Here is a 15,503-nt window from a genome sequence, read left to right on the forward strand (position 1 = left end):
TAAAACGAATGCTCACTAAAATTCAACAACTACTGAATACTGATTACTGATTAAACATGGAGTTATTTTTTAATAAACCTGCATATCCTTAGAGATTGCTTCAGAAGCGTGCTCCAAGGGTTTGTTTGTAAAGCCATTGTTGGCTTTATCCAGTTTACGTCCTTTTTGTTCAATTTTACTTAAATTCTTTTCTGTCTTGGCAATCCATTTAATCACTTGTGCACCACCAAATAAATGACTTGTAGGCAAAGGTTCTCCCATTTCTTTTAGCACCATTCCCACCGGAGTTTCTATCTTATCTTGAAGCTTTACAAAACCTGCTAATAAATTTGCATAGGGCGAAATTAATGACCCTACCCCACCTCTTGGTTGCATCCACCCTACTAAATAAAGTCCTTTATAGGTATCGTACATACTATAGCCATACACCTTAACGTGAGCTTTTTCTACGCGACAAAGCGCTTTTGGCAGAAAAGGAAAGTCCGTCTTAAAACCAGTGGCATAAACTATGGTATCAATATCTTCAATACTGCCGTCTTCAAATTCAACTTGCGACTCTAATAGCTTTTTTACGGCACCTTTAATTATAGTTCTCCCGTGCTTAACGTGCATTAAGGTTTCCGTATTGACAGTTGGATGCCGATCAAAAACCTTGGACTCTGGTTTTGGCAAGCCGTATTCTTTATGGCTGCCAATAGTAAGTTTAAGCATTATTTTTATTAATCGCTCCCGCAACCAGTCAGGTATAGGGGGTACGCTCAACGATGCCAAAGGTTTTCCCATAAAAGTTTTTGGAAAAATCCAAATACCGCGTCTAACACTTAAGAAGTTTTTAGAACTGATTCTGGCCGATTCCGAAGCGATATCAAAAGCAGAGTTACCTGCGCCAATTACCAGCACCCTTTTATCTTTTAATTGTTCTGGCGATTTGTATTCTTTAGAGTGAAATGTATCTCCAGTGAATTCCCCGTCGTATTGTGGATAGTTTTTGCTCCAATGATGACCATTGCAAACCACTACTGCTTTGTAAATTTTGGTGGTGTTATTAGCAAAAGTCACTTCCCATAAATTATCTTTTATAGGGTTTACAAAAACCACCTTGGTATTGAACTGTATAGATTCGGAAAGGTTATAATGTGAGGCATAACTTCTGTAGTAAGCCAGCATTTGCGCGCTGCTGGGGAAATCTGGGTAATCCTTCGGCATCTTAAAGTCGGGATATTCCATCACCTTTCTAGCAGAAAGAATATGTGCAGATTTGTAGGTGCCGTGATACCAATTTCCGCCTACGTCATCATCAGCTTCAACTTGATGGTATGGAATGTTAGCTTCCTTAAACGATTTTGCCACGGAGAGGCCAACAGGTCCCGCTCCAATTATTAGATGATACTCGTCTAAAATTTCACTTTCCATAATTCTACTATGCTATTTAGTTAGATTAAATACTTTAATTTACCGCCTCCATTTTTCTATTGCCTTGATAATAAAAGCAATAGAATTCGGGTTGGTTTTTATACCATACCACAGGATACAAATATTACTATTTTAATTGTTTTTTAATGAAGAATTTGAATTCTAATACCACTAATATTACATCTTAATTTGACGATTCTTACTTACAATGGCAGTATATTAGCAAGCTTAAATAAAACCTAAAACAAAAAAACAATTCATTTATAAACAAGTATTTACTATGAAGCATATATTTTCAAACTTACTGTTTAAGGTTTTTTTAGCCATAGTCTTAGGAATTGTTCTCGGTTTGTATGCACCGGAATCCGTCAACAGAATATTCACAACCTTTAATGCCTTTTTTGGTCAGTTTTTGAATTTTGCTATTCCGCTAATTATTATGGGCTTAATAATGCCCGCAATTTCAGATCTAGGAAAAGGTGCCGGAAAACTATTATTGCTTACAGCCGCTATTGCTTATGGATCTACCCTATTTTCTGGGTTTATGACATATTTAACCGCATCAAATATCTTCCCTCAACTTTTAGAATCGCATGTTAACGCAGCGGCTCAAATTGCAGAATCCGGTCCAGAATTAAGCCCATATTTTAGTATAAATATACCACCGGTATTAGATGTTATGACGGCTTTGGTTCTTGCTTTTGTAATTGGTTTAGGGCTCTCATACCAAGAAGAGTCAAGTTTAAAGCGGGTTGTAAAAGATTTTCAAATAATCATTATGCAGTTAATAGAAAATGTTATTGTGCCCTTATTGCCACTATTTATATTAGGAATTTTTGCTAGTATGGCATTTAGCGGACAAGTATTTTCAGTATTATCGGTATTTATTAGTATTATCGGAGTCATTTTTGCGCTGCATATTCTACTGTTACTGCTGCAGTACACTATTGCTGGCGCCCTTACAAAGAAGAATCCTATAAAATTGCTGGTCACAATGATGCCGGCCTATTTTACGGCATTGGGAACACAGTCTTCAGCGGCTACTATTCCCGTAACCTTGGAGCAGACCCTAAAAAACGGAGTTTCAGAAAAGATTGCTGGCTTCGTTATCCCATTATGTGCAACCATTCACTTGTCTGGAAGCATCATGAAAATTACGGCCTGTGCAATGGCTTTGATGATTTTACAAGGTTTACCATTCAGTTTCACCCTTTTTGCCGGTTTTATTTTTGTGTTAGGTATTGCAATGATCGCCGCCCCTGGGGTTCCTGGAGGTGCTATTATGGCTGCGGTTGGCATCTTACAGTCTATGTTAGGTTTTAATGAAGAAATGATAGGCTTAATGATTGCGCTGTACATTGCAATGGATAGTTTTGGCACTGCTTGTAATGTTACTGGAGACGGAGCAATTTCGCTGGTGGTAAATAAAATAATGAAGGAAAAATTGGTTGCCTAAAGTATATGCTTTCAACCTCTTATTTTTTTAAAAGTGCATTATAAAGAATGGTAACCGGATGTAGCGCTTCTCTTCCCGTGCTGTCTAAAATTTGGTGGCGGCAACTGGTACCATTTGTTGCGATAGTTATGGCTTCGGCAGACTTTCTAACAGCAGGAAAGAGCTTGAGCTCCCCTATTTTCATGCTTACCTTGTAATGTTCTTTTTCATAGCCAAAGCTTCCCGCCATACCGCAACATCCAGACGGAATAATAGTGGGTTTAAAGTTCTTAGGAAGGTTTAAAATATCAAAGGTCACTTTTTGGCTGCTCAACGACTTTTGATGGCAATGCACGTGGATTTTAATCTGCTTTTCTTCGGAAGTAAATTGGTCTTCGGAAATATTTCCTGCTTCAATTTCATTGGCGATAAACTCCTCTATCAAAAAGGTTTGCTTTGAAATTGCTTCTGCCATATCTTTATCATCTGCCAGCCTAAGATATTCATCGCGAAAGGAAAGAATAGCAGAAGGCTCAATTCCCACTAAAGGAACCGACCCGGAAACACTACCACTTAAATAATCAATATTTTTATTTACTTGCTTTTTTGCTTCTTCTAAAAAACCTTTAGACAGTAAAGCACGACCGCTATCTAAATGATCTACCACCTTAACATTATAGCCCAAACTTGTTAATAGTTGGCACGCATCTACTGCTATTTCGGCATCTAAATAATTGCTAAACTCATCGATAAACAACAAGACTTGCTTACTAGAAACACTCTTATTAACCAACTGATTATTAGTGTTTTTGTATGTTTTACTGAAACTTTTAGTTGAAATAGGTGGCATAGACCGTTTACTGTGAACGCCAGCTATATTTTTTACGACTTTTGAAGTAAAATGATTGGTGAAAAACCAATTGGAGAGCTTAGGAAATCTAGCGGCCATTTTATTTAGTTTCGTACTTTTTGCAAAGAGTTTATTTGAAAAAGACACCCCATTTTCCTTGTTGTATTGATATAGAAACTCTGCTTTTGCCGTGCTAATATCTACATTGCTGGGACACTCGCTGGCACATGCCTTACAGCTAATGCACAAATCAAAAACCTCTTTTAAGTCTTTTGAATTAAATTTATTGGCTGCTTGGTTGTTGGTCAAAACTTCACGCAGGGCATTGGCGCGTGCTCTTGTTGTATCTTTTTCATTTTTGGTGGCGTGATAACTTGGGCACATAGCACCCGCAGCATCTGCTGTTTTACGGCAATCGCCACTACCGTTACAGTTTTCGGCTAGCCTTAGTATACCTTTATAATCACTGAAATCCATCATGGTTTCCACCTTCGGTTCAGTTCGATCTGCTTTGTAACGCAGCGATTCGTCCATATTAAAGGCATCTACAATTTTACCTGGGTTTAAGATATTTTGTGGATCGAAAACACTTTTTATTCGTTTCAAAAGTGCGTAGTTTTTTTCGCCAATCATTAAGGGAATAAACTCGGCACGAACAATGCCATCTCCGTGTTCTCCCGAAAAAGAACCTTTATATTGCTTACAAAGTTCAGCAACATCGGTCGTTATTTTTCGAAAATATGCAACATCTTCTCCTTTCTTTAAGTTTAATATTGGCCGTAAATGTAACTCTCCAGCGCCAGCATGGGCATAATAAACCGCGCGTTGATCGTACTTTTTCATTAAGTCGGTAAAATCGTTAATGTAGGCCGACAAATCTTCTAGGGCCACTGCAGTGTCCTCAATGCAAGCCACAGCCTTTTTATCGCCAACCATGCTTCCTAGCAAGCCTAGGCCTGCTTTCCGGAGTTCCATGGCCATATTAATTTCCTCCCCTCTTAAAACTGGATTGTGGTAACTGTAATTAGAAGCTTTTAATGATTTTAATAACGCATTTGTTTGCACTTCTAGCTCTTCTTCAGAATTACTTTTAAGCTCTAGTAATAGAATTGCTTTGGGGCTATCTTTTACAAATTGACGATAAGGTTCATAGGTTTTGCTGTTTTTTGTGCAATCTAGAATTACATCGTCCATCATTTCGCAGGTATGCAGGTTGTGTTGCATGGCTATAACCACATCTTTTAAGCAAGCTTCCAGCGTGGTGTAATGCGTAGCGACCATTGCGGTATATTTTGGCGGAAGCGGATCTAACTGTAACGTAATTTCAGTAGTAAAAGCCAAGGTGCCCTCACTTCCACAGAGCAGATTACACAGGTTGATAGCTTCATTAAATTCACTAAAAACAGCAGTATTGAGCAAACTATCTACCGCATAGCCTGTGTTTCTACGATGAATCTCCGGTTTGGGAAATTCATTTCTAATTTCCTTTTGGGTCTCTTTAGCGTTTAATTCATTATGAAGAGTTTTGTAAATACTTCCTTCCAAAGAATTTAAATGTGTTTTTTGAATAAACGCTTCTTTTGAAAGGCATTCAAAATCAACCTCTTCCCCATTTGAGAGTATTGTTTTCATCTTTAGCACCTTGTCTCGCGTTACCCCATATTGAATGGAGGTTGTGCCACTGCTATTATTGCCCACCATACCACCAATCATACAACGGTTGCTGGTAGAGGTGTTGGGGCCGAAGAAAAGTCCGTAAGGTTTTAAGAATGCATTGAGTTCGTCACGAATTACCCCGGGTTGAACGCGTACTGTTCTTTTTTCGGTATCTACGGAAAGTATTTTGGTAAAATGCTTTGAAACATCCACCACAATACCATCACCTACACATTGACCAGCCAGCGATGTACCGGCAGTTCTGGGTATTAGGGAAGTATTGTTTGCTTCGGCAAAAGAAATTAGTTGTTTTATGCCTCTATCGTTTAACGGATATGCCACGGCAAGTGGGGTTTTTCTATACACCGACGCATCTGTGGCATACAACGACTTATGTAATGAATCTATAAAAAATTCACCATTAAATAAACGTTTAAAATCTTCGAGCTGCTTTTTCATATAATACTGTAAATGTAAAAAACTTCATTAACAAAAGTTTGTAAAATTCTAGAAAGGGATTGGCATCTTGTTAACGCTCATTATAGGGTAATACAAGTATTTTTACACTTTGTAAAAAATGTAAAAACTAAAATAATCAATATTAACTATCGGAGGAATTATCAGTTAAAATACTTCTTCCACTAAAACAAATTAATAAATGAAAAAATCAATTTTAATCATGCTTCTTATCGCTGGTTTTGGCTGGCAAGCAACTTCACAAGAAATCGCAAAAAACGCAATTGGTCTTAGACTTGGAGACAGTGATGGTTTTGGCCCAGAGGTTAACTATCAACGTGGCTTGGGCGATAACAATAGGTTAGAACTAGGTTTAGGTTGGCACAGTAAACGTCACTGGGATGCCGTTAAAGTAACTGGAATCTATCAATGGGTTTGGAATATAGACGGAGGTTTTAACTGGTATGCTGGTCCCGGTGCTGGTGCAGGATTGGTGAGTTATGACTATGATTATTACGATTATCCACCCTATAAAAGAGACAAGGAAACGGATGTTTTTGCCTTTATAACGGGAGATATTGGCGTTGAATACAGTTTTGATTTTCCGCTGTTGCTCTCCTTAGATTTTAGACCACAGTTCAATTTAGGATACCGTGATGATGTAAATTTTGATGTTGGAATTTCTGCACGTTACCAATTTTAGAATACATCTAAAACTTTTTTACCATAGAAAATGCTCCTTAACTGGGGCATTTTCCTTTTAAAGAAATAGGGAAAATCCTGTTTTAAAGCTTGAAGAAATATCGGAATTTTATAAGATTCTAAATATTCCTCTGCCGAAATGAATTATGTTGATATACATTGCCATCCGTCCTTAAAACCATACAGTAAAAGCTTTAAGTACACCCCAATTAAAAAGAATAATATAGACCCCAATAGAAAGAATTCCATCTGGCATTATAGTCCGCCAAACTTCTTGGAAAAATTCTTAAATAGGTTCTTAACCCTAACTAAATTTTCCCAAACAGATCTTACCGCACTCGCCAAATCGGACACCAAGGTTGTGATTGTGGCACTTTATCCTTTTGAAAAACATTTTTTTGGGAAAGAAATTCTCGGTATTAAGGGAATTACTGATGTTTTAGTAAATTTTGCCGCGAGTATTAGTCAATCGCGGATGGATTATGTAAGAAGCAATAAAGACTATTTTGCCGATTTGACCGATGAATATAACTATTATCAACAGCTACACAATCAAGTAGTGCGTATTGACGGCGTTTTTTATACCTATAGACTTGTTGATAGCCATAGCGATATTGAAAACAATATGACTGAAGAGACAGACACTAAAAAAATAATAAACGTGGTGTTGAGCATTGAGGGCGGACATAGTTTTAATACCGGTATTGATATGAAGAAAGATATGGCCAGCCGTACCGAGGTTTTAGCGAATATCGAAACCATTAAAAACTGGGAGCAGCGCCCTATTTTTATTACGCTGGCACATCATTTTTACAATGAAATCTGCGGTCATGCCCGAAGTATTTCAATAGGGCTGATAAAGAAAAATCAGAACAGAGGCTTGAATACGGGGGTTACCGATTTGGGCCATGAGATAATAGATTTATTACTAGACAACACCAAAGGTAAACGAATTCCCATCGATATAAAGCATATGAGTACCACCGCTCGAAATACTTATTATGCACTACTTGCTAATAAATATGCTTCTGAAAATATTCCGATTATCGCTAGTCATGCTTGTTGTAACGGAAAACGTTCCAGTAAGGAAAAAGACCAAACCGATTTTCCTGCGCATCAGGATTGGTTTCGCGATATTGACATTAATCTTTTTGACGAAGAATTAATTCTAATTGCACGTAGCAATGGCATATTTGGAATACAGCTAGACGAACGCCGTATAGGAAGCTCTAAGGCTATTAACAAAAGCAAGGTGTTTTTTCCAAACAAACGAAAACAGCTTAGAAAAAAGGCTTTATTAGTGTGGAGACAAGTAGCGCATATTGCTGAAGTATTAGACAAAGAGGGACTTTATTGTTGGGGAATTCAAAGCATAGGCAGTGACTTTGATGGCGTTGTTAACCCCATAAACGGCCTCTGGACCGCCGAAAACATGAAAGATCTAGGTGAAGAATTGCTAAATCATGCCGAAACTTACCTTTCTAAAAACAGAATGCATTTAAATAATTTCAATAGAATTGAAGCTGAAGTAGTTGTAGCAAACATTATGCGCCAAAATGCAATGAACTTTATAACGAAAAATTATTGAATCGTTCCAAGTTAAGACTGTACGGGCTTATTCATTTTGCGAATGGCTTTTTCGTATAGTTTTTCATATAAAGGAACAACCTTTTTAGTGTCAAAAACCATAGCAGATTCTATTGCTTGCTTTTTAAACCTGTCTAGAGTCTCGTCTGATGCTAAAACTTTCATCGCATTTTCTGCCATCTCTTCGATATTGCCAACATCGCTTAAAAAGCCACTAACGCCTTCAATGTTCACTTCTGGCAAGCCACCTGTGTTACTAGAAACCACTGGAACTCCGCAAGCCATTGCTTCAAGTGCTGCAAGCCCGAAGCTTTCTTTTTCTGAAGGAAGAATAAAAAGATCTGTAAAGCACAGAATTTTATCTACTTCATTGCTGTTTCCTACAAATAGTACCTTTTCTTCAATTCCTTTTTCTGCACAAAGGTTCTCACAAGCCTCTCGGTCTGGCCCTTCTCCCACTATTATTAATTTTGCAGGAATTTTTTTCTGAACACGATCAAAAATTTCAATTACATCGGTCACGCGTTTTACAGGCCTAAGATTACTAACATGAGTAATGATTCGCTCATGAGGTTCGGCCATCAAGTCACGCTGACAATCTGTAAACGGATTAATTTTTTTAGGAATATCAATAAAGTTAGGAACTACGTGTATTTCTTTTTGTATATCAAAAAGATGCAGAGTATCTTCTTTTAAGCTTTTGGAAACTGAGGTAACAACATCGCTGTTATTAATACTAAAAGTAACTGCAGGTTTGTAAAAAGGATGGTTTCCCACTAAGGTAATATCTGTTCCGTGTAATGTTGTTACCATGGGAATACAGATGTTTTCTTCCGCCAGCATTTTCTTCGCCATATAGCCCGCATAGGCATGTGGAATGGCGTAATGTACATGAAGGAGCTCAATTTTATGGAGTTTTACCATATCTACCAGTTTGCTGGATAAGGCGAGCTCATAGGGTTGAAAGTGAAAAAGCGGGTATTCTGGAACAGAAACTTCATGGAAGTGTATGTTTTTTGAAAGCAATTCCAGCCGTACGGGCTGTTTATAGGTTATAAAATGAATTTCATGTCCTTGTTCTGCTAGTGCTAGACCTAACTCTGTAGCTACTACTCCACTCCCACCAAAAGTAGGATAACATACTATTGCTATTTTCATTTAACTGGTTTCAAGTTTACATTATACTTAAATAAATACCTATAACTGCTATTTTAATAATCAATGGCTTCATAGATAGCTTCCTGTATTTTACTGCGTAAATCGGTTTTTATCAACTTTCGGTTTGTGGAATCTGGAAAGGTTCTGTTTGATAAAAACACATAAACAATCTCTTGCTCAGGATCAGCCCATGCAAAAGTTCCGGTAAAACCACTATGCCCGAAACTAGTCATGGATACGCAACCGCATGTTGGTCCTACAGTTCCTAATTGGGGTTTATCAAAGCCTACGCCCCTTCGCACATCTTCGTTACAGTAATAACACGTATTAAAAATATCAAATACATCTGGGTTAAAATATCTTTTTCCGCCGTAAAAACCCTTCCAAAGATACATTTGCATTATTTTGGCCACATCATTAGTGTTACTAAACAAACCGGCATGGCCACTTACACCTCCCAGCATTGCTGCCCCTTGGTCGTGAACATAGCCTTGAACTTTCTGATTTCTAAAAATATTGTCTATTTCGGTAGGTGGAATACGATTTTTTGAAAATTTGCTCAACGGATGATAAAGCGTGTAATTGGCGCCAAGTGATTGGTATAAATTTTCTTGAACAGCTACTTCTAGTGGTTTATCAAACTTATTTTCTAAGTATTTTTTCAAAATATAATAAGGCAAATCACTGTATTTATATCTCAAACGGGGGTTTAGATCGCTTTCGCGAATGGTTTTATATATAGTATCTATGTAATCTCGCCGCATATATAGGTCTTTGGCAACTTCTACATTAAAATCTTTACCCGGTATGTCGGCGTAATATTTGGATGAAATTCCTGTTTTTTCCTCGTTAAATGTATGCCTATAAAAAGGTATCCATGGCTTAAATCGTGCATAATGCGAAAGCATTTGCTTCAGCGTTATATCTGCCTTGTTGGAGTTTTTATACGCTGGCAACATTTTAGAGAGTTTGGTATTTAAACTTAATTCTTTTTTGTCAACCAATTCCATAATCATGGGTAAGGAAGCAAGAATCTTTGTCAATGAAGCCAAGTCATAAATATCAGTGTCCTTTACGGGAATTTCCTTGTTATATTCATGGTATCCAAAATTTTTCTGATAGATAACTTTGCCTTTTCGAGCTACCAAAATTTGTGCACCAGGGAACATTTTTTCTCTCATCCCTAGCTTTGCAAGAGAATCAATCTTTTTTAATTTATAGCTGTTTACCCCAACACTTTCAGGCGTTCCGTATTGAAGCCGACGTAGTGATTTTGTTTTTAAAAAAGTATTCAGTGGAAAATCTTCGCCTAAAGATACTGGCAGTTTACCTTTTGCTTCGCGCGCGCCAAAAATAAGCTGGGCAGAAAGCTGTTGCGATATTTTACTGTTTTGGTAAGACATGACGATGCCTTCAAAGTTTGCTGTTGTTTTTAAATCTAGCATCGCGTATGGTCTGGCAAAAACATCTAAAATAACCGTGTTGGTACGGGCTATTTCATACAGCCAAACGAGTTCATTTTGTGTGAATTTATAGCCTTTCCATGGGTTAGCATTAGATTTATGAAAACCGATAATTACATAGTTGTATTTTTTCAATTTTTCAATATAACCACTCAAGCTATTAGATTTCACCCAATCAATCTCGCTATATTTCTTTAATTCATCTAAAAACTCTTCCCCTGAAGCATCCCCAAAATTTACGTAAGCAATCTTTTTTTTCTGTAAATCTTTTATAGGAAGAATAGCGCGGTCATTTTTAAGTACGGTAAGCGCATTGTCCATAGCTTCTTCATATAGCGCATCATCAATAACCGAGTTGAGGTCATTTAATAGGTAGTCGGTCTTTACCGGTTTATAATTATTGAGGCCTACTTTGTATTTTGCGTAAAGGATTTTTTTAACCGAATATGCCAAACGTTGTTCAGTAATGGTTTCATCATTGTACGATTTGATAAGAAATTCCATGGCCTTTGGAACATTTTCAGAAATAAGCAGGATGTCATTTCCAGCTAAAAAAGCAGCGAGTTCTATTTCTCCAGGCTTTTTGAAGTTTGAAGCACCTTTCATATTAAGCGCATCGGTAAATATAAGACCATTAAAGCCCAGTTCTTTTTTTAGAAGGTCAGTTATAATTGCTGAAGAAAGTGAAGAAGGATAGTTTAATTGCGACTCTAGGGCTGGTACGTTTAAATGGGCAACCATAACACTGTTTAGCCCTTCGCTTATTAATTTTCTATATGGATATAGTTCTATTGTATCTAGGCGCTCCCTTGAAAAATCTATAGTTGGCAGCGTCTTGTGGCTATCCATATCGGTATCACCATGGCCCGGAAAGTGTTTTGCACTGCCCATAACACCTGCGCTTTGCATTCCTTTCATAAATGCGAGTGCCTTTTCGGTAACATTATCACGGTCTTCCCCAAAAGAGCGATTGCCAATTATTGGATTTTTGGGGTTGGTATTTATATCTACAACAGGTGCAAAATTGATATGAACCCCAAGCCGCTTGGAATGTTCACCAATACGACGCCCAACTTTTTCTACAATTTTATTATCGGTAATTGCACCCAAGGTCATATTCCAAGGAAAGGCATAGGTAGAATCTAAACGCATAGACAGCCCCCATTCGGCATCCATGCCAACTAGTAAAGGTACTTTGGCAAGCGATTGGAACTCATTGTTTAACTTGGCTTGCCGCTTAGGGCCTCCTTTGGAAAAAATAACCCCACCAAGATGGTAATTGGTTATAAGGTCTTTTAGTTTGTCGGTTTTGGCTTTAGGATCACTAGAAAAAATATCAGCCATAAAGAGTTGACCAAATTTTTCCTCAAGGGTCATGTTGTCGTAGATGCTATCCACCCATTTTTTTTGATTCTGAAAGTCAGATTTTACAATTAATGGATTGTTTTCCTGCGCAAGAACCGGGAATACCAATAAAACAAACAGACCTGCCAACAAAAGCTTCTTCATATCTAACTAATGGTATTAGGATAAAAATCTACTGTGCCAGCTTTCGTGTGCCGGTATTTTCCAGTTTTCTAGATATTCAATTTTCGTATTTACAAGGTTGTTAAAGACAATTGTATTTTTTGAAACGGATTTATCCTTCGCCATTTTTCTGAAATCTTTCAATGGCTTAAATGCAATATATTCACCAGAATAAAAAGTAACGTTCATTTTATCCAGAAGGTCTATATCATATTTTTTCTCTAAGGATTGAATAAAATGTACCGAAGCATCTATGCTGCAACCCGATGCCGAAGCATTTGCTTGGTTAAGGCCAAAAACGATAAAACGATTGTATTTTAATTCTAGACCTGCTTCCAATGCAGCTCCGTGGGCAGTCCATTTAACTAAGAAATCTTCAGCTAGTTCTTTAATTTCAGCAACCTCTTCGTCACTTAATTTTCTATTGGCCTGATAGATCCAAACTCTGGCATCATCAGGTAAGTTTTTAAAATCTGTAAGCATTTTGGATTGAAATATTAAAATAATTAAATCAATAGGAAAACCTTTACCGATAGCCACCGGAGTTAAGTTTTCTTTTAAATCAAAAAAAGATAAGTTTATAAGTCTTCTGCAGATGCTATCATTTCGGCAACGTCCATAACTTCAAGGTTGTCTTCGGCATTCTTGGCCTTTACACCATCAGTCATCATTACCATACAAAACGGACAACCGGTTGCTATTATTTCGGCTGAAGTCTCCTGAGCTTGTTCTGTTCGTTTTACATTTACATCTTGATCTCCGGGTTCAGGCTCTTTAAACATTTGCGCACCTCCTGCGCCACAGCACATGCCGCGTTTTTTGTTTCGTTTCATCTCTACCAATTCAACCTCTAGTTTTTCAAGTAGATTTCTAGGCGCTTCATACTCCCCATTGGCTCTGCCTAAATAGCAAGGATCGTGAAAGGTAATTTTCTTTCCTTTAAACTTTCCGCCTTCAACCTTTAATCTGCCGTCTGCTAATAGCGACTTTAAAAATTGGGTATGGTGCATTACTTCATAATCTCCACCAAGACCGGGGTATTCATTGCCAATGGTATTAAAGCAGTGCGGACAAGTAGTAACAATTTTCTTTATTCCATAGCCATTAAGCACCTCTATATTGGTCATTGCCTGCATTTGGAACAAAAATTCATTTCCGGCTCTTTTAGCGGGATCTCCATTACAGCTTTCTTCGGTTCCTAAAACCGCGAAATCTATTTTTGCCTTGTTAAGTAATTTCACAAAGGCTTTGGTTATTTTTTTTGCGCGGTCGTCAAAGCTTCCTGCACAGCCCACAAAAAAAAGTACTTCGGGGTGTTTGCCTTGCGCCGCATATTCGGCCATTGTTGGGACTTTTATATTTTCACTCATTTTTTTAAATTTTAGCCCTAAACTTTTTTAGTCAAGAATTTATACTGACGTTTATTAAAGTTGAGGTTTTAATTCTTAATCATCAAACACTTCAATAGTAACTTCTTTCTCTACTAAATCGGTAAATTTTCCTTTGTAACGGGTTGCTTTCACTAAATGGTTATCTACCCAATGGTAGTTGCCACCGCGTGGTTTCCCCATGAGCATGCTATGATATTTAAACCCGTGTTTGTTTAGCCAATTTTCTGTTACTTCTCTATGCGCTTCGGTTCGAGAAGTGAAAAAGCAAATCATATGGCCTTCATCATACCATTTATTAAGTGTTTTTAAAGCATCGGGAAAAGGTTTGCAAGTTGCCATTCGTTCAGGCTCTTCATTAGGAACATCCTCGGTTATGGTGCCGTCAATATCTATTAAGTAGTTTTTTACACCCTCTGGAAGAATTGGGCTTACGTGTTCTCCTTTTTCTACTTTATCATGCAAGATTTTTTCTACTTCCTCCTTTTTCATTTCGTATTCTTTTTTAGAGAATTCTCCAGTTTGTATGGAATTTAGTTTTCGTTATTCCAATTTAAACGATCTTGTTGATTGTAAGGCCATGGTGCGCCGTTATTTTCTATATTGGTCATTGCCACGTTCAATTCGTTAGGAGCGGCAGATTGTTCCATCACTAAATATTGACGCATATCCATTATAATACTCAACGGGTCTATGCTCACTGGGCAAGCCTCTACACACGCGTTGCAGGTGGTACATGCCCATAATTCTTCTTGGGTAATGTAATCGTCTAACAGCTGCTTGCCATCGGGTTTAAATTCGCCATTTTTTTCAATGTTTTTACCAACTTCCTCCAAGCGGTCGCGCGTATCCATCATAATCTTTCTGGGCGACAGTTTTTTACCAGTATTATTTGCGGGACATTCGCTGGTACAACGGCCACACTCAGTACAAGTATAGGCGTTAAGTAATTGTGTACGGCTTAAATCCATTACATCACTGGCACCGAACTTTTCCGGAGCTTCTGCTGCATCATCGGCAGGTGCCGCAAACGGATCTGCATCAGGATCCATCATCATTTTAACCTCTTGGGTTACCGAGTCCAGGTTCTTAAACTTTCCTTTTGGTTCTACACTTCCAAAGTACACATTTGGAAAAGCCAATAAAATATGAAGGTGTTTTGAAAAGTACAAGTAGTTTAGAAAAGCAAGAATTCCTAAAATATGAAGCCACCAAGCGGATCGTTCTATAACAATTAATGTTCCTTGCGAAAGACCGTCAAAAAGCGGTACAAGGAATTGGCTTATAGGAAAAGCCCCGGCCTCAACATAATGTGCGGCGCCAAGTGACTGTAATGCTTGATCTGAAGCGTTCATCACAAGAAATAGTATCATCAAAACCATTTCGAAATACAGAATGATATTTCCGTCATTTTTTGGCCATCCTTTCATTTCATTGGCCCAAAAACGTTTTAGCTTTTGAATATTTCTTCTGGTCCAAAACAATATAACCCCTACCAAAACTAAAAAGGCTAGAATTTCAAAAGAGCCAATTAAAAAGTTGTATAACCCAGTAGGAAGTACGGTTGATAGCGCGCGATGGGTCCCAAAAATACCATCAATAATTATTTCTAAGACTTCAATATTGATAATAATAAACCCGATGTAAACAACTAAATGCAGCAAACCAGGAATTGGCCGAACAACCATTTTTGACTGCCCAAGTGCAATGCGAACCACGTTGCTCCATCTTTGGGCTGTATTGTTAGAAGCATCTACTTCATGCCCCAATTTAATGTTTCTAATTATTTTACGAATATTGATAGTAAAATAACCAATACCGGCTACTAAAGCAATTGTAAAGAGTATATTTGGGATGTACTGCATGGT

General features: G+C 37.7%; 11 protein-coding genes. 3 read left to right on the plus strand and 8 right to left on the minus strand.

The features are described 5' to 3' along the window. Positions 1–69: 69 nt before the first annotated feature. Positions 70–1,413, minus strand: coding sequence for a flavin-containing monooxygenase (locus tag QPK98_RS04790; RefSeq protein ID WP_310991916.1), 1,344 nt, complete (start codon positions 1,411–1,413; stop codon positions 70–72). A gap of 280 nt (positions 1,414–1,693) precedes the next feature. On the opposite strand from QPK98_RS04790, the gene QPK98_RS04795 reads away from it, so the two are divergent. Next, a complete protein-coding gene (locus QPK98_RS04795) occupies positions 1,694–2,869 on the plus strand; it encodes a dicarboxylate/amino acid:cation symporter (RefSeq protein ID WP_310991917.1) in 1,176 nt (391 codons plus the stop codon). 19 nt (positions 2,870–2,888) lie between these two features. Here the strand turns inward: QPK98_RS04795 and QPK98_RS04800 are convergent, their stop codons facing one another. Continuing rightward, on the minus strand, positions 2,889–5,813 hold the full coding sequence (locus tag QPK98_RS04800) for an FAD-binding and (Fe-S)-binding domain-containing protein (protein ID WP_310991918.1): 2,925 nt from the start codon (positions 5,811–5,813) through the stop codon (positions 2,889–2,891). A gap of 199 nt (positions 5,814–6,012) precedes the next feature. On the opposite strand from QPK98_RS04800, the gene QPK98_RS04805 reads away from it, so the two are divergent. Together QPK98_RS04805 and QPK98_RS04810 are read left to right on the plus strand one after the other, a co-directional pair. Continuing rightward, complete coding sequence (locus tag QPK98_RS04805; protein ID WP_310991920.1) at positions 6,013–6,513, plus strand: hypothetical protein; 501 nt, start codon at positions 6,013–6,015, stop codon at positions 6,511–6,513. Between the two features lie 138 nt (positions 6,514–6,651). Next, positions 6,652–8,100, plus strand: a complete 1,449-nt coding sequence (locus tag QPK98_RS04810) for a membrane dipeptidase (protein ID WP_310991921.1) — start codon at positions 6,652–6,654, stop codon at positions 8,098–8,100. A gap of 11 nt (positions 8,101–8,111) precedes the next feature. On the opposite strand, the gene bshA is transcribed toward QPK98_RS04810, so the two are convergent. From bshA to QPK98_RS04840, 6 genes are all read right to left on the minus strand, one after another. Further along, on the minus strand, positions 8,112–9,257 hold the full coding sequence (gene bshA, locus QPK98_RS04815; protein ID WP_310991922.1) for an N-acetyl-alpha-D-glucosaminyl L-malate synthase BshA: 1,146 nt from the start codon (positions 9,255–9,257) through the stop codon (positions 8,112–8,114). 53 nt (positions 9,258–9,310) lie between these two features. Beyond that, positions 9,311–12,229: a serine hydrolase domain-containing protein gene (locus QPK98_RS04820; protein ID WP_310991923.1), complete on the minus strand. Its 2,919-nt coding sequence runs from the start codon at positions 12,227–12,229 to the stop codon at positions 9,311–9,313. A gap of 15 nt (positions 12,230–12,244) precedes the next feature. Beyond that, positions 12,245–12,730 (minus strand): ABC transporter ATPase, encoded by a 486-nt coding sequence (locus tag QPK98_RS04825; RefSeq protein ID WP_310992114.1) that lies wholly within the window; start codon positions 12,728–12,730, stop codon positions 12,245–12,247. 95 nt (positions 12,731–12,825) lie between these two features. After that, positions 12,826–13,617 (minus strand): (Fe-S)-binding protein, encoded by a 792-nt coding sequence (locus QPK98_RS04830; protein WP_310991924.1) that lies wholly within the window; start codon positions 13,615–13,617, stop codon positions 12,826–12,828. Between the two features lie 75 nt (positions 13,618–13,692). Further along, on the minus strand, positions 13,693–14,127 hold the full coding sequence (locus QPK98_RS04835) for an LNS2 domain-containing protein (protein ID WP_310991925.1): 435 nt from the start codon (positions 14,125–14,127) through the stop codon (positions 13,693–13,695). Between the two features lie 41 nt (positions 14,128–14,168). Further along, complete coding sequence (locus tag QPK98_RS04840; RefSeq protein WP_310991926.1) at positions 14,169–15,500, minus strand: 4Fe-4S dicluster domain-containing protein; 1,332 nt, start codon at positions 15,498–15,500, stop codon at positions 14,169–14,171. Between the last annotated feature and the right edge of the window lie 3 nt (positions 15,501–15,503).

This window comes from Aequorivita marina (assembly GCF_031631895.2).
Lineage (GTDB): Bacteria > Bacteroidota > Bacteroidia > Flavobacteriales > Flavobacteriaceae > Aequorivita > Aequorivita marina.

Coding starts and splice junctions, on each gene's coding strand:
- QPK98_RS04825 (WP_310992114.1), bottom strand. CDS start 12,730: ATGCTTACAGATTTTAAAAACTTACCTGATGATGCCAGAGTTTGGATC.
- QPK98_RS04790 (WP_310991916.1), bottom strand. CDS start 1,413: ATGGAAAGTGAAATTTTAGACGAGTATCATCTAATAATTGGAGCGGGA.
- bshA (WP_310991922.1), bottom strand. CDS start 9,257: ATGAAAATAGCAATAGTATGTTATCCTACTTTTGGTGGGAGTGGAGTA.
- QPK98_RS04830 (WP_310991924.1), bottom strand. CDS start 13,617: ATGAGTGAAAATATAAAAGTCCCAACAATGGCCGAATATGCGGCGCAA.
- QPK98_RS04820 (WP_310991923.1), bottom strand. CDS start 12,229: ATGAAGAAGCTTTTGTTGGCAGGTCTGTTTGTTTTATTGGTATTCCCG.
- QPK98_RS04810 (WP_310991921.1), top strand. CDS start 6,652: ATGAATTATGTTGATATACATTGCCATCCGTCCTTAAAACCATACAGT.
- QPK98_RS04800 (WP_310991918.1), bottom strand. CDS start 5,813: ATGAAAAAGCAGCTCGAAGATTTTAAACGTTTATTTAATGGTGAATTT.
- QPK98_RS04835 (WP_310991925.1), bottom strand. CDS start 14,127: ATGAAAAAGGAGGAAGTAGAAAAAATCTTGCATGATAAAGTAGAAAAA.
- QPK98_RS04795 (WP_310991917.1), top strand. CDS start 1,694: ATGAAGCATATATTTTCAAACTTACTGTTTAAGGTTTTTTTAGCCATA.
- QPK98_RS04805 (WP_310991920.1), top strand. CDS start 6,013: ATGAAAAAATCAATTTTAATCATGCTTCTTATCGCTGGTTTTGGCTGG.
- QPK98_RS04840 (WP_310991926.1), bottom strand. CDS start 15,500: ATGCAGTACATCCCAAATATACTCTTTACAATTGCTTTAGTAGCCGGT.